Origin of the sequence: Mycolicibacterium llatzerense (assembly GCF_025331195.1) — a bacterium.
Lineage (GTDB): Bacteria > Actinomycetota > Actinomycetes > Mycobacteriales > Mycobacteriaceae > Mycobacterium > Mycobacterium llatzerense.
Genome location: NZ_LXOV01000001.1, coordinates 911438 through 931145, shown reverse-complemented (window position 1 = coordinate 931145; position 19708 = coordinate 911438). Strand labels below are relative to the sequence as shown.

General features: G+C 67.7%; 17 protein-coding genes and 1 riboswitch. Of the genes, 9 read left to right on the top strand and 8 right to left on the bottom strand.

Features of this window, described 5'->3' with window-relative positions; translation table 11 throughout:
* The first annotated feature begins 21 nt into the window (after window positions 1–21).
* The 4 genes from A7G45_RS04830 (at window position 22) to A7G45_RS04815 (ending at window position 3689) form a co-directional block, all read left to right on the top strand.
* On the top strand, window positions 22–621 hold the full coding sequence (locus A7G45_RS04830; protein WP_043391090.1) for a TetR/AcrR family transcriptional regulator: 600 nt from the start codon (window positions 22–24) through the stop codon (window positions 619–621).
* A 29-nt stretch (window positions 622–650) separates the two neighbouring features.
* A riboswitch (cobalamin riboswitch) is annotated at window positions 651–835 on the top strand.
* A gap of 66 nt (window positions 836–901) precedes the next feature.
* The gene (locus A7G45_RS04825; protein WP_377041976.1) at window positions 902–1909 is read left to right on the top strand and encodes an ABC transporter substrate-binding protein; all 1008 of its coding nucleotides are present in this window, start codon (window positions 902–904) and stop codon (window positions 1907–1909) included.
* A gap of 20 nt (window positions 1910–1929) precedes the next feature.
* A complete protein-coding gene (locus tag A7G45_RS04820; protein ID WP_260937967.1) occupies window positions 1930–2919 on the top strand; it encodes a FecCD family ABC transporter permease in 990 nt (329 codons plus the stop codon).
* Window positions 2916–3689, top strand: a complete 774-nt coding sequence (locus A7G45_RS04815) for an ABC transporter ATP-binding protein (RefSeq protein ID WP_260934328.1) — start codon at window positions 2916–2918, stop codon at window positions 3687–3689. The genes A7G45_RS04820 and A7G45_RS04815 overlap by 4 nt, the downstream gene beginning before the upstream one ends.
* Before the next feature lie 212 nt (window positions 3690–3901).
* On the opposite strand, the gene A7G45_RS04810 is transcribed toward A7G45_RS04815, so the two are convergent.
* Both A7G45_RS04810 and A7G45_RS04805 read right to left on the bottom strand, forming a co-directional pair.
* Window positions 3902–4744 (bottom strand): MaoC/PaaZ C-terminal domain-containing protein, encoded by an 843-nt coding sequence (locus A7G45_RS04810; RefSeq protein WP_260934326.1) that lies wholly within the window; start codon window positions 4742–4744, stop codon window positions 3902–3904.
* Window position 4745: 1 nt separating this feature from the next.
* Window positions 4746–6095: a 3-oxoacyl-ACP reductase gene (locus A7G45_RS04805; RefSeq protein WP_260934324.1), complete on the bottom strand. Its 1350-nt coding sequence runs from the start codon at window positions 6093–6095 to the stop codon at window positions 4746–4748.
* Window positions 6096–6240: 145 nt separating this feature from the next.
* Here A7G45_RS04805 and A7G45_RS04800 point away from each other — a divergent pair, with 145 nt between their 5' ends.
* Window positions 6241–7542, top strand: coding sequence for an acetyl-CoA C-acetyltransferase (locus A7G45_RS04800; RefSeq protein ID WP_260934322.1), 1302 nt, complete (start codon window positions 6241–6243; stop codon window positions 7540–7542).
* Window positions 7543–7752: 210 nt separating this feature from the next.
* Here the strand turns inward: A7G45_RS04800 and A7G45_RS04795 are convergent, their stop codons facing one another.
* Window positions 7753–8076 carry a DUF488 domain-containing protein gene (locus A7G45_RS04795; protein WP_260934320.1) on the bottom strand — a complete coding sequence of 108 codons (324 nt, stop codon included), beginning with the start codon at window positions 8074–8076 and terminating at the stop codon, window positions 7753–7755.
* Complete coding sequence (locus A7G45_RS04790; protein ID WP_133763566.1) at window positions 8073–9188, bottom strand: TDT family transporter; 1116 nt, start codon at window positions 9186–9188, stop codon at window positions 8073–8075. Before A7G45_RS04790 ends, A7G45_RS04795 begins: the two co-directional genes overlap by 4 nt.
* Before the next feature lie 46 nt (window positions 9189–9234).
* Here A7G45_RS04790 and A7G45_RS04785 point away from each other — a divergent pair, with 46 nt between their 5' ends.
* A complete protein-coding gene (locus A7G45_RS04785) occupies window positions 9235–10152 on the top strand; it encodes a TIGR03564 family F420-dependent LLM class oxidoreductase (protein ID WP_260934315.1) in 918 nt (305 codons plus the stop codon).
* Window positions 10153–10213: 61 nt separating this feature from the next.
* Window positions 10214–10924, top strand: a complete 711-nt coding sequence (locus tag A7G45_RS04780) for a VIT1/CCC1 transporter family protein (protein ID WP_260934312.1) — start codon at window positions 10214–10216, stop codon at window positions 10922–10924.
* A 64-nt stretch (window positions 10925–10988) separates the two neighbouring features.
* Here A7G45_RS04780 and phaZ read toward each other — a convergent pair whose 3' ends face one another.
* Genes phaZ through A7G45_RS04765 form a run of 3 tightly spaced genes read right to left on the bottom strand, consistent with a single transcriptional unit; the run spans window position 10989 to window position 14993 of the window.
* On the bottom strand, window positions 10989–11807 hold the full coding sequence (phaZ, locus tag A7G45_RS04775; protein WP_260934310.1) for a poly(3-hydroxyalkanoate) depolymerase: 819 nt from the start codon (window positions 11805–11807) through the stop codon (window positions 10989–10991).
* A complete protein-coding gene (locus A7G45_RS04770; RefSeq protein WP_260934308.1) occupies window positions 11804–13489 on the bottom strand; it encodes a PHA/PHB synthase family protein in 1686 nt (561 codons plus the stop codon). The genes phaZ and A7G45_RS04770 overlap by 4 nt, the downstream gene beginning before the upstream one ends.
* Before the next feature lies 1 nt (window position 13490).
* Window positions 13491–14993, bottom strand: a complete 1503-nt coding sequence (locus A7G45_RS04765) for a long-chain-fatty-acid--CoA ligase (protein WP_260934305.1) — start codon at window positions 14991–14993, stop codon at window positions 13491–13493.
* A 102-nt stretch (window positions 14994–15095) separates the two neighbouring features.
* Here A7G45_RS04765 and A7G45_RS04760 point away from each other — a divergent pair, with 102 nt between their 5' ends.
* Window positions 15096–16277 carry a PucR family transcriptional regulator gene (locus A7G45_RS04760; protein WP_260934303.1) on the top strand — a complete coding sequence of 394 codons (1182 nt, stop codon included), beginning with the start codon at window positions 15096–15098 and terminating at the stop codon, window positions 16275–16277.
* A 114-nt stretch (window positions 16278–16391) separates the two neighbouring features.
* On the opposite strand, the gene A7G45_RS04755 is transcribed toward A7G45_RS04760, so the two are convergent.
* The gene (locus A7G45_RS04755) at window positions 16392–18227 is read right to left on the bottom strand and encodes an acyl-CoA dehydrogenase (RefSeq protein ID WP_260934301.1); all 1836 of its coding nucleotides are present in this window, start codon (window positions 18225–18227) and stop codon (window positions 16392–16394) included.
* 397 nt (window positions 18228–18624) lie between these two features.
* Between A7G45_RS04755 and A7G45_RS04750 the strand changes: the two genes are divergently transcribed.
* Complete coding sequence (locus tag A7G45_RS04750; RefSeq protein ID WP_260934298.1) at window positions 18625–19704, top strand: NAD(P)H-dependent amine dehydrogenase family protein; 1080 nt, start codon at window positions 18625–18627, stop codon at window positions 19702–19704.
* The last annotated feature ends 4 nt before the right edge of the window (window positions 19705–19708 follow it).

Here is a 19708-nt window from a genome sequence, read left to right as displayed (position 1 = left end):
CGCGTTGAATACCCTGTTCTGATGGCAGGAGGAACCAAGCGGCTGCCGCGGGCCGTCCGTGAACAGCAGATGCTCGACGCTGCCGTGCAGATGTTCTCGGTGAACGGCTATCACGAGACCTCGATGGACGCGATCGCCGCGCAAGCCGAGATTTCCAAGCCGATGCTGTACCTCTATTACGGCTCGAAGGAAGAGCTGTTCGCCGCGTGCCTGGATCGGGAGCTGACGCGCTTCGTCGACACCGTCCGCGCCGACATCAACTTCGCGCAGAGTCCACGCGACCTGCTGCGCAACGCGGTGCTGTCGTTTATGACGTACATCGACCGCAACCGGGCGTCCTGGATCGTGCTCTACACGCAGGCCACCAGCTCGCAGGCCTTCGCCCACACGGTGCGCGAGGGCCGCGAGAAGATCATCGATCTGGTGGCCCGGCTGCTCAGTGCGGGTACGCGAAACCCGGAGCCGGACAGCGACTTCGAGATGATGGCCGTGGCCCTGGTGGGTGCGGGTGAGGCCATCGCGTCGCGCGTCAGTGCCGGTGATACCGATGTCAACGACGCCACCGAGCTGATGATCAACCTCTTCTGGCGCGGCCTGAAGGGCAAGCGCGCGGAGCCTTAGTCGCCAGGGCGGTGACCCCATCGGCGCTGGTATGGTCCGCTTGAGCCAGTCGAACCCAACGCGGTTGGGTCAGGGAATCCGGTGTGAACCCGGAACTGACGCGCAGCGGTGAGGAGGACAGGCGGAGCAACGGCCACTGGCCCCACGCGGGCTGGGAAGGCGCTCCGGCTGGATGATCCCGAGTCCGAAGACCTGCTGGCTCGGGCTCTCGTGGCCTGGCGGCGCGAGGACCCCCACGGATGGACTCCGCGACCAGAGTCCCGGATCGGAAGGCCCCGCCGTGTTTGTCCGCACCATTGTGCTTGTCTCACTGGTTGTTTCGCTCGTCTGCTCCTGTGGCGGTCCGCCGGCCGTGGAGTCCGCTGCTGCCGGCACCGGCGGCTATCCCGTCACGCTCGAGAACTGCGGACGCCAGGTGACGGTGAAATCGGCGCCGCAGCGCGCGGTTTCGATCAACCAGCCGGCCAGCGAACTGCTGCTGTCGCTCGGCCTCGCCGATCGCATGGCCGGCACCGCATCATGGAGCGACGCCGTGCGCCCCGACCTCGCCGCCGACAACGCCAAAGTGCCTGTGCTGAGCCGGGATTTCCCGTCGTTCGAACGGGTGCTGAAGGAGAAGCCCGACTTCGTCTACGCGACGTTCGACTGGTCGTTCACCGACCAGGGCGTGGCCCCACGGGATCGCTTCGAGCGCCTCGGCGTGCCGACGTACCAGTCGTCGAGCGAGTGCGGTGGTCAGGATGCCGCACAGCAGCGCGCGTTGACGCTCGATGACATGTATGCCGAAATCGGGGACATCGCAAAGATATTCGGTGTGCCCGAGCGCGGCGACAATCTGGTCTCGTCGCTGCGTACGCGGATGGCGACCGCGACCAGCGGACTCGACGCAGGCGGCGTCTCCCTGATGTGGTGGTACGCCGGTACCAGGACCCCGTACATCGCGGGCTGCTGCGGGGCGCCGGGCATCATCACCACCGCGGTTGGGGCGCGCAATGCGTTCGCCGACAGCCGGCAGCTGTGGCCGGAGATTTCGTGGGAGGCCATCCTGCAACGCGACCCAGACGTGCTGGTCCTCGCCGACCTCACCCGAGGCGACGACGGCGACAGCGTCGCCGCCAAGATCAAGTTCCTCGAAACCGATCCGGCCGCAAGCAAGTTGAAGGCCGTGCGCGAGCGGCGGTGGATCGTGTTGCCGGGCAGTGCGATGGACCCGTCGCTGCGCAACGTCGGCGCAGTCGAGACCGTCGCGGCCGGGCTGCGCTCGTTCGGGCTGGGCGGGAAGTCCTGACGGCGGTGCGCACCGCCGGGATGGTGATGCTCGGCCTGACCGGGCTGGCGCTGTCGATCGCGGCGGCCATGATCATCGGGCCTGCCGACCTCGGGATCGGCGACGTGTATGCGGTCGTCGCGCAACATCTTTGGGGCCGCCCGGCGGACATCGCACCGATCGATGACGGCATCGTCTGGGAACTGCGGCTGCCACGGGCGTTGTTGGCTGCCATCTGCGGTGCGGGCCTGGGCATCTGCGGGGCGATCCTGCAGTCGTTGATGCGCAACCCGCTGGCCGACCCGTTCATGCTGGGCATCTGCTCCGGCGCGTCCACGGGAGCGGTGCTGGTCGTTGTGGTGGGTATCGGTGGCGCGCTGACGCTGTCGGGCGGCGCCTTCGTGGGTGCGGTGATCGCCTTCGTGGTCGTGCTGGCCCTCGCGGCGGCCGCCGGGGGTGGACCGGACCGGGTGGTCCTGGCCGGAGTCGCTGGTACTCAGCTCTTTTCGGCGACGACGGCGATGGTGGTGTTCTCGTCGGCCGACGCGCAACAAACCCGCGGGGTGCTGTTCTGGTTGCTGGGGTCGCTGGGCGGCGCGAGCTGGCATCAGGTGGCGATGTGCGGCCTCATCTGCGCGGCCTGCCTCGGTGTCTGTTGGCTGCAGTCAGATGCGTTGGACGCGTTCGCCTTCGGTCGTGACGCGGCCGCCGCGTTGGGCGTCTCGGTGCGGCGGGTCCGGATCATCCTGCTGCTGACGACAGCGCTGCTGACGGCCGTCTTGGTGAGTGCCGCGGGCGCAATCGGTTTCGTCGGGCTGGTGTTGCCGCACGCCGCGCGGATGATCGTCGGGCCGTCGCACCGCCGACTGTTGCCGGTCACCGCGATCGCCGGCGCCATCTTTCTGGTCTGGGTCGACGCCGCGGCCCGCACGGTGTTCGCGCCGCAGGAACTGCCCGTCGGTGTGGTGACCGCACTCGTCGGCGTACCGATCTTCATGGGGATTCTCGCCCGCCGCAGGAGGATTCGATGACGGGGCCGCTCGCTGCGGAATCCGTCAGCTGGTCGGCCGGCGGCCGGCTCTTCATCGACGGGGTGTCGCTGGTGGTGGCCGACGGCGAGACGCTGGGCCTGCTCGGGCCCAATGGCGCCGGCAAGTCGTCGATGCTGCGGCTGCTCGCCGGACTACGGCGCGCCGACGGTGGGGCGGTGCTGCTCGACGGTCGTCCGCTTGCCGACATCCGGCGGCGGACCGTCGCGCAGCGTATCGCCGTGGTCGAGCAGCAGGTAAGCACCGACCTGGACCTGACCGTCGAGCAGATCGTCCGGCTGGGTCGAATTCCGCACCGCGGCATCTGGTCTGGCGACACCGAGGCGGACGATCGCGCCGTCGAGCGGGCTCTTGAGCAGACCGAGACGACGGCCATGCGCGACCGGGATTGGCGGACGCTGTCGGGCGGCGAGCAGCAGCGGGTGCAGATCGCCCGGGCGCTGGCTCAGGAGCCCCGCGAGCTGCTGCTCGACGAACCCACCAACCATCTCGACATCCGGCACCAGTTCGAGCTGTTGGCGCTCATCCGGGCGCTGCCGGTGACGGCGGTGGTGACGCTGCACGACCTCACCCTCGCGGCATTGTTCTGCGACCGGCTCGTCGTGCTCGATGAGGGCCGCGTCGTCGCGGCCGGAACTCCCGCCGAAGTCCTGACCGCCGAACTGATCTCGTCGGTCTACGGCGTCGCGGCCCGCGTCATGCCCGACGGAGCCGGCGCAGGCCGTCCCACGATTCAGCTCCTCCCGCCATAAACCGCGAGCAGACGCAAAACTGTCGCTTTCCCAAAGGAAATGACAGTTTCATGTCTGCTCGCTACACCCGTCGGGCGTTGAGGCTTTCTGTCTCTCAATATGTTTCGACAGAAGCCGTCAACTTTCCTTGACTGTCAAGGAAAGTTGACGGCTCCAAATCGCAAGTGCCACAGGAGAGCCGACGCGCCCGGGCGCGCGACGCGCGACGAGAGCTACAGCCCGGTGACCGTCGCCGTCAGGTGCGGGTAGCCCTTCGACAGGTTGCGCAGCGTCAGCTCCCAGCCGCCGTCGATGGCGTCGACGTACAGCCCGACCTTCGCCGGCAACAGCACGGGCTTGCCAAACTTGACGGAATACCGAACCGCATCCGGCAGCTGGCCCTCGACGTTGGCCAGTACCGCTGCGGCGCTGAACATTCCGTGCGCGATCGCGGTCGGGAAGCCGAACAGCTTGGCGCCGATGGAGCTGGTGTGGATCGGATTGTGGTCGCCGCCGACGTCGGCGTAGTGCCGAATCTGACCCGGCGTGATGCTGATGACCGCGTTGGGCGGCGGCAGCTTCGGCTGCTTGACCGGCTCCGGCTTCGGCCCACCCGACAGGCTGGTCCGCTGCTGGTGCAGGAACGTGGTGACCTGGTTCCACACCAGGTCATTGCCGACCTTGATGTCGGTCACGATGTCGACCAGCAGGCCCTTGCGGTGCTCACGCAGGTTCTCCGCCCGCACCGCCACGTCCAGTTTGTCGGTCACCTTGATGGGCCGGTACTGGGTGATGTGGTTCTCGATGTGCACCGAACCCATTGCGGCGAACGGGAAATCGAACCCGGTGACCAACGACATCATGGTCGGGAACGTCAACGCGAACGGGTAGGTGAGCGGCACGGTGTCGCCGAACCGCAGGCCGGTCACCGCGGCGTACTCGGCCACGTTGGTCGGGTCGATGGTCAGACCCGACACCTTGACCGTGCGGACCGGCAGGGTGGAACCCCGCGACACGAACGGCAGCGCACCCGCCGCCGCCCGTGCCATGTTCAGAAGACCGTTGGGCTGCGACATGTCAGGCACCCAACAGAGCCTGGCCGCAGACCCGAATCGTGTTGCCGGTGACGGCATTCGAGGCGGGGCTGGCGAAGTACGCGATCAGCTCGGCGACGTCCACCGGCAGGCCGCCCTGGAACAGCGAGTTGAGGCGACGGCCGACCTCGCGGGTGGCCAGCGGGATGGCATCGGTCATCTTGGTCTCGATGAAGCCCGGCGCGACGGCGTTGATGGTGACGCCCTTCTCGCCGAACACCTCTGCATACGCGTCGGTCATGCCGATCATGCCGGCCTTGGTGGCGGCGTAGTTGGTCTGGCCGCGGTTGCCGGCGATACCGGCCATCGAGGACAGGCCCACGATCCGGCCGCCATCACCGATGGCGCCGTTCTCCACCAGGCCCTGTGCAAGACGTTGCGGCGCAAGCAGGTTCACGGCGATGACCGAGTCCCAGCGGCCGTCGTCCATGTTGGCGAGCAGCTTGTCGCGGGTGATGCCGGCGTTGTTGACCAGCACGTCGGCCTTGCCGCCGTGATGCTCGGTCAGGTGCGCGACGATCTGGGCGACGGCGTCGTCGGCCGTCACGTCCAGGGCCAACGCGGTGCCACCGACTGCGGCAGCGGTCTCGGCGAGCGCGTCGGCCGCCTGCGGCACGTCGATGGCGACGACGGCAGCGCCGTCCCGCGCGAACACCCGGGCGATCTCGGCACCGATGCCGCGGGCGGCGCCGGTCACCAGCGCGACCTTGCCGGCCAGCGGCTTGTCCCAGTCGGCCGGGGCGACGGAGTCGGCGGCGCCGACGTAGAACACCTGGCCGTCGACGTAGGCCGACTTGCCCGACAGCAGGAAGCGGACGGTCGACTCGATACCCGAGGCGGCCGGAGAGGCGCCCGCCGACAGGTAGACCAGGCCGATGGTGGCGCCGCGCTGCAGTTCCTTGCCGAGTGAGCGGGTGAAGCCCTCGAGGGCGCGCTGGGCGATGCGCTCGTCGATGCTGTCGGTCTCATCGGGCGTGGTGCCGACGACGACGACGCGGCTGTTGGCGGCCAGGTTGCGCAGCACCGGGGTGAAGAACTCGTGGAGCTGCTTGAGCTGCTCGGGCTTGGTGATGCCGGTGGCGTCGAACAGCAGACCACCGAACGAGTCGGCCCAGCGGCCGCCCACGTTGTTGCCGACCAGGTCGTAGTCGTCGGCCAGCGCTGCGCGCAGCGGCTCCGCGACGCGGCCTGCGCCGCCGATCAGCAGCGGACCGGCCAGGGCGGGCTCGCCGGCCCGGTAGCGGCGCAGCGGCTGGGGCTGCGGCACGCCGAGTTGCTTGGCCAGGAAGGAACCCGGACCGGAGGTGAGGACTTGGGAGAGGACGTCAGCCATTGCAAGCCTTTCTGCGGACGTATTTGCCAGAGACGGAAGCGTCTTGTCACAGACGAACTTACTCCAGAGTAAGAACGGTGGGTAATATAGGCGTCAAGAGACATCTTGCCTCAGTCATCCAACGTCAACGAACTGGAGAAATACCGTGGCCGAGACCAACAGCCGCCGCCGCGTGGCAGTCCTGGGTGGTAACCGCATTCCCTTCGCACGATCCGACGGTGCGTACGCGAACGCCTCCAACCAGGACATGTTCACCGCTGCACTGGACGGTCTGATCGACCGCTTCAACCTCAACGGCGAGAAGCTCGACATGGTGATCGGCGGCGCCGTCCTCAAGCACAGCCGCGATTTCAATCTCATGCGCGAGTGTGTGCTGGGCACGTCGCTGTCGCCGTACACCCCGGCGTTCGATGTGCAGCAGGCCTGCGGCACCGGTCTGCAGTCGGCCATCGCGGCCGCTGACGGCATCGCTGCCGGCCGCTACGAGGTGGCCGCGGCCGGTGGCGTGGACACCGCCTCGGACGCGCCCATCGCCCTCGGCAACGACCTGCGCCGGGTGCTGCTGAGCCTGCGCCGGGCCAAGTCGAACGTCGACCGCCTCAAGCTCGTCGGCAAGCTGCCGTCGGCCGTCGGCGTCGAGATTCCGGTCAACAGCGAGTCCCGCACCGGGCTGTCGATGGGCGAGCACGCCGCCATGACCGCAAAGGAAATGGGCGTCAAGCGCACCGACCAGGACGCCCTGGCCGCCGCCAGCCACCAGAACATGGCCGCCGCCTACGACCGCGGCTTCTTCGATGACCTGGTCAGCCCCTTCCTGGGCCTGTACCGCGACAACAACCTGCGTGCCGACTCGTCGACCGAGAAGCTGGCCAAGCTCAAGCCTGTCTTCGGCGTGAAGCTGGGCGACGCCACCATGACCGCGGGCAACTCGACCCCGCTGACCGACGGTGCCTCTGTGGCGCTGCTGTCCACCGATGAGTGGGCGGCGGAGCACAACATCCCGGTGCTGGCCTACTTCGTCGACTCCGAGACCGCCGCCGTCGACTACGTCAACGGCAAGGACGGCCTGCTCATGGCCCCGACCTACGCCGTGCCGCGCCTGCTGGCCCGCAATGGCCTGACGCTGCAGGACTTCGACTTCTACGAGATCCACGAGGCCTTCGCCTCCGTGGTGCTGGCCACGCTGGCGGCCTGGGAGTCGCCGGATTACTGCAAGGGCCGCCTGGGCCTGGACGCTCCGTTGGGTGCCATCGACCGGTCCAAGCTCAACGTCAACGGCTCGTCGCTGGCGGCGGGTCACCCGTTCGCCGCAACCGGCGGCCGCATCGTGGCCCAGCTGGCCAAGCAGCTCGCCGAGAAGAAGAAGGAGACCGGCAAGCCGGTTCGTGGCCTGGTGTCCATCTGCGCCGCAGGTGGGCAGGGCGTCACCGCGATCCTCGAGGCGTAGACCCGCGATTTGTGCACGATTTTCCGCGCCGGCCGCGGATTTTCGTGCACAAATCGCGCGCGTGTAACGCCCCGCGAAGCCTCAGCGATACCCCAAGTGCCTCGTGTTTCCGTCTGACCCCCGACCTGACGGAAACACGGGGCACTCTCATTTCCCGGGTGATTTGTGCACGATTTTCCGCGCCACCCGCGGATTTTCGTGCACAAATCCCTAGAGCAGGGCCGCCAACACCGGCACGTGGCTGATGGCGACGTCCTTGGCCGAGGTGGTCAGCGTCACTGGACCCATTGCCCGGAGCTTGGCCAACTCGTCCGAGTCGGCCAGCTCATCCCGATAGCGGGCCGCGAAGTCGTCGTACTGATCCAGATGCGCGTGGTACCACTTGCGCAGCGCATTCGACGGCGCGACGTGCGGCATCCAGGTGCCGACCCGCGGATCCTCCTTGTGAATTCCCCTGGGCCACAACCGGTCCACGGTCACCCGAGGCGGCTGGGCTGGATCAATCGGGTCGTACACCCGAGCAGTGTCGATCATTTCGGGTCCTTGTGAATGGCGGCCGGAGCAGGAGGCGGGGTGAACAGGCTGCCTCCGACGCTGCCACGCAGTGTCCGCACCGCGACCAGCCCCCAGGTGCACAGCAGGAAGGCGTACGCCAGGACCGCGGCGACCCGGAACGCCGGCAGACCGGTATGCGCGGCGAGCTGCGACGTGCCGGTGACGAACGTGCCGACGGGGAACGTCAGGCTCCACCAGGTCAGTGCGAAGGGCATACCGCGCCGCATGGTCCGCACCGTCAGGGCGCTGGCCAGGCTGATCCACAGCACAGCGAAACCCCACACCGGAACGCCGAACAGCACCGCGAAGATTTTCATGCCCGACGCCAGCTCCGGGCTGACGGCCAAGGTCGCCGCTGTTCCGAGCAGTCCCGCGGCGGTGATGCCCTGCCCCAGCGGACCCAGCACGATCCACAACGTGGGGACCCGCGCGGACCCCGAGGTGCCGTAGTGCGCCAGCCGGCTCCAGATCATCGTGATGATGATCAGGGCGGCGACCAGTGACAGCCCGAACATCGCGAAGCAGCCGTAGAACATCGTGGTGCGGGCCGTGCCCGGTGGCAGATGCTGCAGCAGCAGGGCGCCGGACGCCGCCGACACCATCGGCGGCACGACGGGCATCAGCCAGCCGCCGAACGCGGCGTCCGGCCCGACTTCCAGCTGCGTGAACATCAGGAACGGGATGGTCATCGCGGTGAACAGGCCGCCGATGGTGCCGGCGGTCCACAGGATCCAGTCGAGGTCGACGGCCAGGCGCGTGCCGATCAGGTCTTTCCCGAGCAGCAGCGCGCCGAGGCCGACGGTCATCAGCGCCATCGGTGCCGCGCCGTAGAAGTGCGTCATCTGCGGGTTGCGGACCTGACCGCGCGCCACCTTGGGGTGGCGCACCCACTGCACCGACACCGCGACGATCAGCAGCACCAGCAGGGCGGTGGCGATCACCCACACGCCTTCGGCGAAGCCCCGCAGCCCCGGCAGGTGCACCGGCAGGGACGCCGCCGCGGTGGCGACGATGCCCGTGCCCATCACCGACGCGAACCAGTTGGGTCCGAAATATTGCAGTCGGGCAGTCTCTGGTGCATCGGTGCTCATGGTTCGATACTCACAGGTGACGTAACCCGGACTCAAGGAGCATCCCGTGCAGATCAGCATTTTCGGTTCGTTGAGTGGCCTCAAATCTCCCGTCGATGACACCGTCGCGTACCTGAATCAGCTGCGCGACGAGGGTTTTCGCCGGGCCTGGTTCGCCCAGATGCCTTATGAGCCAGACCTTCTCACGGTGCTGACGGTCGGCCTGCGCGAGGTCGACGGCATCGAGGTCGGCACCGGCGTGCTGCCCATCCAGAATCAGCACCCGATGCTGCTGGCGCAGCGCGCGCTGACCATCAGTCAGATGTCGGGCGGACGGCTGCTGCTCGGGCTCGGGATGACGCACCAGGCCGTCACCGAAGGCATGTGGGGCATCCCGTGGGACAAGCCGGTGCGCCGGCTCAACGAATACCTCGACGGACTGCTGCCGCTGCTGAACGGCGAGAAGGCCGGCGCCACCGGCGAGACCGTCACCACCCGCGGTGCGTTGATGATCCCCGGGGCGCCGACGCCGCCGGTGTACATCGCCGCGCTCGGGCCGAAGCTGCTGCAGATCGCCGGACGACGTTCGGCGGGCACTGTCACCTGGATGACGGGGCCGAAAACCCTTGCCGGACATGTCGGTCCGACCTTGCGCCAGGCGGCCGCGGACGCCGGTCGCGCTGATGCCGTCCGGGTGGTCGCCGCCATCCCGGTGTCCGTGACCGACGATGTCGACGGCGCCCGCAAGCAGGCCGCCGAGCAGTTCGCGATCTACGGTCACCTGCCGTCGTACCGGGCGATGCTCGACCGCGAGGGCTATGCCGGTCCTGAGGACATCGCGATCATCGGCGACGAGCAGACGGTGCGCGACCGGCTCGCCGAACTCGAGGCCGCTGGTGTCGACGAATACGTCGGCGTGACGTTCGATCCGTCCGCCGAGGGCCGGGCCCGCACCCGCGCGGTGCTCAAAAAACTGGAATCCTGACCAGGTTTGGCAAGGCTTCTCTGGCTGGCGGATCGTCGCCGGCCCGCATAGCGTTGCAGGAATGGCGATCTCGTCGCACGACGCCGAACCCCATGCGGGTTCGGTTGCGTCGAAACTGAACTGGTTGCGTGCCGGCGTGCTCGGCGCCAACGACGGCATCGTGTCGACCGCCGGCATCGTCGTCGGCGTCGCGGCCGCAACGGCGGAGCGCGGACCGATATTCACCGCCGGCATGGCCGGGTTGGTGGCCGGCGCGGTGTCGATGGCGTTGGGCGAGTACGTGTCGGTGAGCTCCCAGCGTGACACCGAACAGGCCCTGCTGGCCAAGGAGCGGCGCGAGCTCAAGGAAGACCCGGTCGCCGAATTGGACGAACTGGCCGGCCTGTTGGAAGGCCGGGGACTGTCGGTGTCGACGGCTCGCACCGCGGCCGAGGAGCTCACCGATCACAATGCGTTCGCGGCGCATGCGGTCGTCGAATTGGGCATCACGCCAGGCGATTTGGCAAACCCATGGGCGGCTGCGTTCTCGTCGGCGGTGTCGTTCACCGTCGGAGCGTTGTTGCCCTTGATCGCGATCCTGCTGCCCCCGACGACGCTCCGCGTCCCGGTGACCATGTTCGCGGTGCTCCTGGCGTTGGGGATCACCGGGGTGGTGTCAGCTCGGCTCGGTGGTGCGCCGGTCGGAAAGGCCGTGGCACGCAACGTGATAGGCGGCGCCCTTGCCCTGGGCGCCACCTACGCCGTCGGCCACCTGGTCGGTACGTTCGTCTGACGCCGAGTGGCCACCTATCGGACGGATCTCCGTGGAATGCGTGTCATAGGTGGCCGCTCGACAGCTACGGCCGGGCTCCAGGCTCACTGAGGAACGTCGCGATCACCGGCGCCAACTCGGTGGCGTTGGTGATGAGATCGACGTGCCCGCCGGAATGCAGATGCAGCTGCGAGTGCGGCATCAGGAAATTCATGATCCGCGCATTGGCCACCGGGATGATCGGGTCGTCGGTGCCGGCCACGATCAAGGTTTCCTGACGGACCGCGGGCAGTGCGTGGATGCTCGTCCACACCGCGCCGGCCAACAACTGGTGCAGGTAACCGATCTTCGAACCGGCATGCAGCTGCTGTAGGAACAGCTTGGCGATGTCGTCGCCGTGCTGGCGGACGGTGCCGCCGTAGAGTTCCCCGGCGATCGAGGCCGCATACCCGGCATTCGAGAACCGTTTCGGCGTGACCATTTTCGCCAGGACCCTCGGGTGTCCGGGGATCATCACGGCGCCGGTTCCGGTCGCCACCAACACCAGCCGTCGGCAGCGCCTCGGGTTCTGGAACGCGAACTGCTGGGCCAGCGCCCCGCCCCAGGACAGGCCGAGGATGTCGACGACCGTGAACCCCAGCTTGTTGAGCAGGCGGCCCAGTACCCAGGCCAGGTAGGGAAAGCCGTAGGGCGCGAACGACGTTGGTGACCCGCCGGTCCCGGGCACGTCGAACCGGATCACCGTGGTGTCCGGGAGGTGATCGACGAAGGGGTCGAGCACCTCGAGGCTGGCGCCGATGCCGTTGCACAGCACCAGCGGAACCGCGTTGGGGTCGGTGCCCCGGTCGACCCGGACCCGCAGCCGCTGGCCGCCGACCGACACGTACCGCTCCGTGGTGGTCATTTCTGCAGCACGTACGTGCCGGGCGCCGGGCCGGTGGCGACGAAGCCCTCGGCGCCCAGCGTCGTCGGTGCGTCGACGTCGTCGCCGCTGCGCTCGGCCAGCCATGCGACGTAGTCGGGCCACCAAGAGTCACTGTACTTTTCGGCTTCGGTCAGCCATTCCTCGGGCGTCCCTTCCTGCACCTGGGCAATCCGGTACGACGCCTTCGGGTTGCCCGGCGGGTTGACCAGCGCCGCGATGTGGCCACTGGTGGACAGCACGTAGCGGTTGTCCTTGCTGCCCAGCAACTTCGCGCTGCGGTAGGTCGCCTGCCACGGTGAGATGTGGTCTGCGATGCCGCCGATGACGTACGCGTCGCAGGTGATCTTCGACAGGTCGACGGGCGTGCCGAGCATGCTGATCGCGCCAGGGGTGACCAGCGAATTGTTCAGGCCCATCAGCACCATGTCGCGGTGCAGCGCGGCCGCCATGCGGGTGGTGTCGGCGTTCCAGAACAGCACGTCGAACGCTGCCGGGCTGCGGCCCTGCACGTAGTTGTTCACCCAGTACCGCCAGACCAGATCGGTCGGTCGCAGCCAGGCGAACATCTCGGCCATGGCCTTGCCGTCCAGATAACCCTTGCGGGCAGAGGTGGAGATCGCAGCCTGGGCGGCGCGGTCACTCATTGCGGCAGAAGCGAATCCGGCCCGATCTTGATCCAGTACCGTCACCGCGAGGGTGAGGCTCGCGACCTTGTCGCCGTCTCCGGTCTCGGCCAGATGGGCCGCGGTCATGGCGGTGATGATGCCGCCGGAGCAGCTCGCCATCAGGTGGGTGCCGGCCGCGCCGGTGATGGTCCGCACCGCGTCGATGGCCTCGATGATCGCCGCGCCGTAGGCATTGATGTCCCAATCCTTGTGCCGGGCTTGCGGATTGCGCCACGAGATGGCGAATACCTGCTGCCCTTGCTGCACGAAGTACTCGATCATGCTGCGTCCGGGCGCGATGTCCATGATGTAGTACTTGTTGATCACCGGCGGCACCATCAGCAGCGGCACGGTGTGCACCGTCGGGGTCTGGGGTGCGTACTGGATCAGCTCGAACATGCGGGTCTGCAGTACCACCGCACCTTTGGTGACGGCCACTGTCTCGCCGACGGTGTAGGCGTCCGGCTCGACCATGGCCGGCACCCGCGGTGACGACATGATGTCGCGGGCAAAGGCTTTCAGACCGCGGACTGCGCTGAGTCCGCCGGTGTCGATCATCGCCTTCCAGCCCAGCGGGCTGATCAGCGGGTTGTTGGTGGGGGCCAGGCCTTCGATGGCATTGTCGAAGACGAATCGCATCCGCGCTTCGTCGCGCCAGTCCAGATCGGCGTCGGAGAACAGTTTCTCGGCGGTGTCCGATGCGGCCAGGTAGCCCTGCATGATGCGATGCAGCACCGGATTCTGTTGCCACGCAGGGTCACTGAATCGCTTGTCGGCGCGCTGCGGGGCCCGGTCGCAGTCGCCGCTGGCGATGCTGCCGAGCTCACGTGCCAGTTCCTTGCCGCGGTCCAGCACCGTGCCGGGCTGCTTGGCCAGGCTGACGGCCATCCGGGCCCAGGCCTGGTCGGGCAGCATCCGGCGTGCGAACGGTTTGGTCGCGCTGGTCAGCAGCAGGTCCAGTGGTGCGGCCAGTTCGTCGGGGTGCAGGGTTGCCATCTCAGTTGTCGCTTTCCGTTGTCGGGATGGTGATTTCGCGACGGAGGAGCTTCCCGGTCGGGCCCTTGGGCAGGTCGTCGAGGAACCAGATGCGTCGCGGGTACTTGTAGGCGGCCACCTGGTTCTTGACGAACTCGCGGAGGTCGTCGGCGGCGACCTCGAGGCCGGACTTGAGGCTGACGGCGGCGCCGACCTCCTCGCCGAGCGAGTCGTGCGGGATGCCCACGACAGCCGCCTCGGCGACCGCCGGGTGGGTGTAGAGCACCTCTTCGATCTCGCGGGGGTAGACGTTGAAACCGCCGCGGATGATGAGCGCCTTCTTGCGGTCGACGATGTAGTAGTAGCCGTCCTCGTCGGTCCGGGCGATGTCACCGGTGGCGAACCAGCCGTCGGCGTTGATCGCTTCTGCCGTGGCCTCGGGCAGGTTCCAGTAGCCCTTCATCACGTTGTGGCCGCGGATCTGGATTTCACCGGGCTCGCCCTGCGGGACCTCGGCGCCGTCGTTGTCGACCACGCGCATCTCGACGCCCTCGACGGGCGTGCCGATCGAGCCGGGCTTGCGCGGGCGGTCCGGGTGGTTGAACGCCGCCACCGGCGAGGTCTCGGACAGGCCGTAGCCCTCCAGCACCGGGCAGTCGAAGGTCTTCTCGAAGTCCTGCAGCACCTGGACCGGAATCGCCGCGCCGCCAGAGACGGCCACCCGCAGCGTGTCCGTCGACGCCGAACCGGCCGCTGCCAACAGCGCCGAGTACATCGTCGGCACGCCTTCGAAGATGGTGACGCCGTCTCGCTCGACCAGCTGCAGGGCCTTGACCGCATCGAAGCGCGGCAGCAGGCTCAGGGTCGCCCCGGCCAGCACCGCCGAGTTGAGGCCGCATGTCAGGCCGAACACGTGGAACAGCGGCAGGCAGCCCATCACCACGTCATCGGGCCCGATGTTCATCAGGGTCCGCACGCAGACGTCGGCGTTGCGGCCCAGGCCACCGTGGGTGAGCTCGGCGCCCTTGGGCTTGCCCGTCGTTCCGGAGGTGTGCAGGACGACGGCGGTGTCGTCGTCGGCGCGCTCGACCGGCGCGGCTTGTGCGGGCAGGTCCGCGATCAGTGCGGCCAACCCGGCGTCGTCGACCACCCAGCAGCCCGCGCCCGCCGCCTCGGCACCCGCCTGCGCTTCACCGGCGAATGCCGGCGGCGCGAACAGCGCCTTGGCCGTCGTATTGGACAGGTAGAACTCGATCTCCGGGGCCTTGAGCAGCGGGTTCATCGGCACCGCGACGGCGCCGGCGTAGAGGATCCCGTAGAACGCCGCGGCGAACGCCGGCCCGTTCGGCAGCATGACGCCGAGGCGGTCACCGGGCTCGATGCCGGCCTGCTGCAGCAGCGTGGCGACGCGGGCGGCGGCGTTGTCGAACTCGGCGTACGTGTACGTCTGGTCGTCGCAGCGGAGGGCGACGTGGTCGGGACGACGGGTCCGGCTGGCGACGAGGTTCTGGCTCAGGTTGGTCATGCATTCAAGCGTGATTCCAGGCGGCCCCAGAGGCGATGGTGGTGGGAACAACAGTGGCCATCGCCAAATGTGATCGCCCACAATCGGCACTAAGGTGGGCTGATGCGGGCCGGGGTCGACGAGGACATGCTGGAACTCAGCCGGATCATGCTCACTCGGGTGGAGGCTCTCGGTGAGCAACTGGCCGACCGTATCTACAGCCGGATCGACGGCTACCGGGCGACGCCGTCAGCCCGCGACAATGTGCGCGAAAGTTGTGTCGCCAACATGACTTTCGTGTTCCACACGCTCTGTAATGACGGCGAGGCGGACCTGTCGCCGGCGGAAGCGACCGGCCGGCAGCGGGCCGTCGAGGGCATTCCGCTGGCGGCGGTGATGACGGCCTACCGCATTGGTTTCCGGTACATGTGGGAGAGCAGCGTCGCCGCCGCGCGGGAGGCGGGCATCCCGACCGAGTCCATCCTGGAGGCCAGCGCGCGCATCTTCCTCAGCCAGGACGAGTTCACTCAAGCGATGACCGGCGCCTACCGGGAACAGCTCACCAGCCAGATCGTGGACCGGGAAGAGGAGCGTTCGGCTCTGGTGGAGGCGGTGCTGCTCGGCCGCATCACCGACAACCAAAGCCTGTGGGAGGCAGCCGATCTGCTGGGCCTCCCGACGACGGGCCCGTATGTGGTTGCGGCAGCGGAGATTCCGGCGATCGGCAAGCTGGGGTTGCCCGAGATCGCGAGCAAGCTCGCGGCCCGCGATATCCGGTCCGCCTGGCGCCTGCTGCCCGACCTGCAGGTCGGTGTCGTGCACCTGCGGCAGGACGCCACGTACGGCGTGCTGGTCGAGGTGCTGCGCAAGATCGCGACGGCGCGGGTCGGCTTGAGCCCGGCGTTCACGAGTCTGGCGGCGACCGGCGAGGGCCTGCGGCTGGCCCGGCTGGCGGTGACGGGCAAGCCGGGGCGCGACGGTTGGGTGAGTGCATTCGACGACGCCCCGCTGGCGTTCGCCGCCGTCAGCGCGCCAGAAGTGATGAACCGTATCGAAGAGTCGGTCTTGGGTGGGCTCCGTGAGCTGCCGGCCGAGGAGCGGGCCGTCCTCTCCCAGACGTTTCAGGCCTGGCTCGACGCCGGCGGTTCGGCCAACGAGGCCGCGGCCGCAATCTTCTGTCACCCCAACACCATTCGGCACCGGCTGCACCGCATCGAGGAGCGGACGGGACGGTCCCTGTCCCGTCCCCGCGACGTCGCCGAACTGTGCCTGGCCTTCGAGATCAGCCAGCGCCTCCCCGATTAGACGTTGACCCTGCACCCACGCACACCGCCACTCGCACAAATGCGCCCTCAGCGCGGAGTCAACGCAAAAGAAAACGGCCCCCGCCGAAGCGGGGGCCGTTCACTTTGACACGGATCAGAAGGACGCTTCGTCCAGCTCCATGGTCTCGTTGTCGATGGACTCGACGACGGTGCGGACGCTGGTGAGCAGCGGCAGCATGTTCTTGGCGAAGAACGATGCGGACGCGATCTTGCCCTCGTAGAACGCGCGGTCCTCGCCGGTGGCGCCGTTGTCCAGCGCCTTGATGGCGACAGCAGCCTGCTTGAGCAGCAGCCAGCCGATGACCAGGTCGCCGACCGAGAGCAGGAAGCGGACCGAGCCCAGACCAACCTTGTAGATGGCCTTCGGGTCTTCCTGAGCGGCCATCAGGTAGCCGGTCAGGGTGGCGGCCATGCCCTGGACGTCGCCCAAGGCGGTGGCCAGCAGCTCGCGCTCGGCCTTCAGGCGGCCGTTGCCGTCCTGGTTCTTGATCAGCGACTCGATCTCGCCGGCGACGAATGCCAGGGCCTGGCCCTTGTCGCGGATGATCTTGCGGAAGAAGAAGTCCTGCGCCTGGATGGCGGTGGTGCCTTCGTACAGCGAGTCGATCTTGGCGTCACGGATGTACTGCTCGACCGGGTAGTCCTGCAGGAAGCCGGAACCACCGAAGGTCTGCAGCGACTCGGTCAGCTTCTCGTACGCCCGCTCCGAACCAACGCCCTTGACGATCGGGAGCATCAGGTCGTTGACCTTGAAGGCCAGCTCGGCGTCCACACCGTGGACGGCCTTGGCGACCTCGGGGTCCTGGAACGACGCGGTGTACAGGTACACGGCGCGCAGGCCCTCGGCGTAGGCCTTCTGGGTCAGCAGCGCCCGGCGAACGTCCGGGTGGTGCATGATCGAGACGCGCGGGGCCGTCTTGTCCATCATCTGGGTCAGGTCGGCGCCCTGGATGCGGGTCTTGGCGTACTCGAGAGCGTTCAGGTAGCCGGTCGACAGGGTCGCGATGGCCTTGGTGCCGACCATCATGCGGGCCTGCTCGATGACGTCGAACATCTGCGCAATGCCGTTGTGCACCTCGCCGACGAGCCAACCGACGGCGGGGGTGCCGTGCTGGCCGAGCGTCAGCTCACAGGTGGCCGAAACCTTCAGGCCCATCTTGTGCTCGACGTTGGTGACGAAGGCACCGTTACGCTCGCCGGGCTCACCGGTCTCGGGGTCGAAGTGGAACTTCGGCACGAAGAACAGCGACAGACCCTTGGTGCCCGGTCCGGCGCCCTCGGGGCGGGCCAGCACCAGGTGCATGATGTTTTCGAACAGGTCGTCCGAGTCGGCCGAGGTGATGAATCGCTTCACACCGTCGATGTGCCAGGTGCCGTCGGCCTGCTGGACAGCCTTGGTACGGCCGGCGCCAACGTCAGAGCCGGCGTCGGGCTCGGTCAGCACCATGGTGGCGCCCCAGCCGCGCTCGGCAGCGAGGACGGCCCACTTCTTCTGCTCGTCGGTGCCGTTGTTGTAGAAGATTTCGCACATGCCCGAGCCCATGGCGTACATGTAGGCGGCCGGGTTGGCGCCGAGGACGTGCTCGATGAGCGCCCACTGCAGTGCGCGGGGCATCGGCATGCCGCCGAGCTCTTCCTTCAGACCGACCTTGTCCCAGCCGCCGTCGAGCAGTGCGCGCATCGACTTCTTGAAGGGCGCGGGCAGGGTGACGGTGTGGGTCGCGGGGTCGAAGACCGGCGGGTTGCGGTCGCCGTCGGCGAACGAATCGGCGATCGGGCCCTCGGCCAGGCGCGCGATCTCGTTGAGCATTTCCCCGGCGGTGTCGGCGTCCAGGTCGGCGAACTTGCCTTCACCCATCGCCTTGTCTACGCCGAAGACCTCGAACAGGTTGAACACCTGGTCACGGACGTTGCTCTTGTAGTGGCCCACGATTTCTCCTCGATGAGATGGACTGTAGGGGTTGGGTACTCAGGGCTAAGTTACCCACCAGTAACTGGGGCTAACTATACCGCCGGGTAACTTCATCGCAAAGCAGTCAAGAGCAAATTTTTCGCAGCTAACCAACCCAGTGGTTGAACGGGGTGGTTTGGTGGCCGGTTTATGGCCACTGACCTGCGGTTTAGTTCGAATGTGATGTCCGCCACCGGAAACTTCCAGAACTGAGGAGGGCGTGTCAGTTGGGGTCAATGGGGGCCGTGTTGTGGCGTCTTCGCGGTGCATGCGAAGGCTTGCGCCCACTGTGATCGCAGCCCCGGATCGGCGCGGTCTGACGGCAATCCTGGGGGGTCGCTGTGAGGCGGGTCACCATGCCGTGGTTATGTGAGGTATGCGTCGGGTAGCGGTGTGGGGTACAGGCAACATGGGGGCCACGGCGATCCGATCGGCGGCGGCGTTCCCTGGGCTCGAGCTGGCGTCGGTCATCACCTCGAGTGCGGACAAGGCCGGTCGCGACGCGGCGACGTTCGCCAACCTGGACACCCTGACCGGCAAGGTCGCCACCACCGACATCGACGCGGCCCTGGCTGACTGCGACGCGGTGGCCTATATGTCTTCCGGAGATATCCGCCCGGAGGAGGCCATCGCCGAGATCGTGCGCTGTCTGCGGGCGGGTAAGCATGTCGTGACGCCGTCGCTGTACTCCCTATATGACCCGGCCTCGGCGCCGGCCGAGTGGGTTGAGCGACTCTCTGACGCCGCTGAGGCGGGCAACGCCTCATTGCTGGTGTCGGGGGTCGATCCCGGGTGGGGCAACGACGCGCTCGCCGTGACGGCAGCCGGCTTGTGCACCCGGATCAAGACCATCAGGTGCCAGGAGATCTTCGACTACTCGACCTACAACCAGCCCGAAGCGGTGCGGGTGCGCTGCGGTTTCGGTGGCTCGATGGATGAGACGCCGCTGATGCTGATCCCGACCATTCCGACCATGGTGTGGGGCGGCAACGTCCGGCTCATCGGCCGCGGGCTCGGCATCGAGATCGACGACATCACCGAGACCTGTGAGCGGCTGCCGCTGACCGACGCCGTCGAGAACGTCATGGGCCGATTCGAAGCCGGCACCCAGGGCGCCTTCCGGCTGGAGGTCATCGGGTGGTCGCAGGGTGTGCAGCGCGTGATCATCGAACACATCACCCGCATCGACCCGTCGTGCGCGCCGGACTGGCCGCAGCCCGACGAGGGCGTGGGCGACCACCGGGTGATCGTCGACGGCGATCCGCAGCTGACCATCGTGGTGCGCGCCGACGTTCCTGGCGGTACCCGGGCCGACGGCGGCAACACCACGGCGGCCAACCGGCTGCTCGGCGCGATCGAGTGGCTCGCCACCCAGAAGCCGGGCATCTACGACGGGCTGGACGTGCCGCTGCACGCGCCGCTGCCGGCCGAGGTCGAAGCGACCCGCTGGGCCTGACCGA

Coding starts and splice junctions, on each gene's coding strand:
- A7G45_RS04830 (WP_043391090.1), top strand. CDS start 22: ATGGCAGGAGGAACCAAGCGGCTGCCGCGGGCCGTCCGTGAACAGCAG.
- A7G45_RS04820 (WP_260937967.1), top strand. CDS start 1,930: ATGGTGATGCTCGGCCTGACCGGGCTGGCGCTGTCGATCGCGGCGGCC.
- A7G45_RS04815 (WP_260934328.1), top strand. CDS start 2,916: ATGACGGGGCCGCTCGCTGCGGAATCCGTCAGCTGGTCGGCCGGCGGC.
- A7G45_RS04810 (WP_260934326.1), bottom strand. CDS start 4,744: ATGTCGCAGCCCAACGGTCTTCTGAACATGGCACGGGCGGCGGCGGGT.
- A7G45_RS04805 (WP_260934324.1), bottom strand. CDS start 6,095: ATGGCTGACGTCCTCTCCCAAGTCCTCACCTCCGGTCCGGGTTCCTTC.
- A7G45_RS04795 (WP_260934320.1), bottom strand. CDS start 8,076: ATGATCGACACTGCTCGGGTGTACGACCCGATTGATCCAGCCCAGCCG.
- A7G45_RS04790 (WP_133763566.1), bottom strand. CDS start 9,188: ATGAGCACCGATGCACCAGAGACTGCCCGACTGCAATATTTCGGACCC.
- A7G45_RS04780 (WP_260934312.1), top strand. CDS start 10,214: ATGGCGATCTCGTCGCACGACGCCGAACCCCATGCGGGTTCGGTTGCG.
- phaZ (WP_260934310.1), bottom strand. CDS start 11,807: ATGACCACCACGGAGCGGTACGTGTCGGTCGGCGGCCAGCGGCTGCGG.
- A7G45_RS04770 (WP_260934308.1), bottom strand. CDS start 13,489: ATGGCAACCCTGCACCCCGACGAACTGGCCGCACCACTGGACCTGCTG.
- A7G45_RS04765 (WP_260934305.1), bottom strand. CDS start 14,993: ATGACCAACCTGAGCCAGAACCTCGTCGCCAGCCGGACCCGTCGTCCC.
- A7G45_RS04760 (WP_260934303.1), top strand. CDS start 15,096: ATGCGGGCCGGGGTCGACGAGGACATGCTGGAACTCAGCCGGATCATG.
- A7G45_RS04750 (WP_260934298.1), top strand. CDS start 18,625: ATGCGTCGGGTAGCGGTGTGGGGTACAGGCAACATGGGGGCCACGGCG.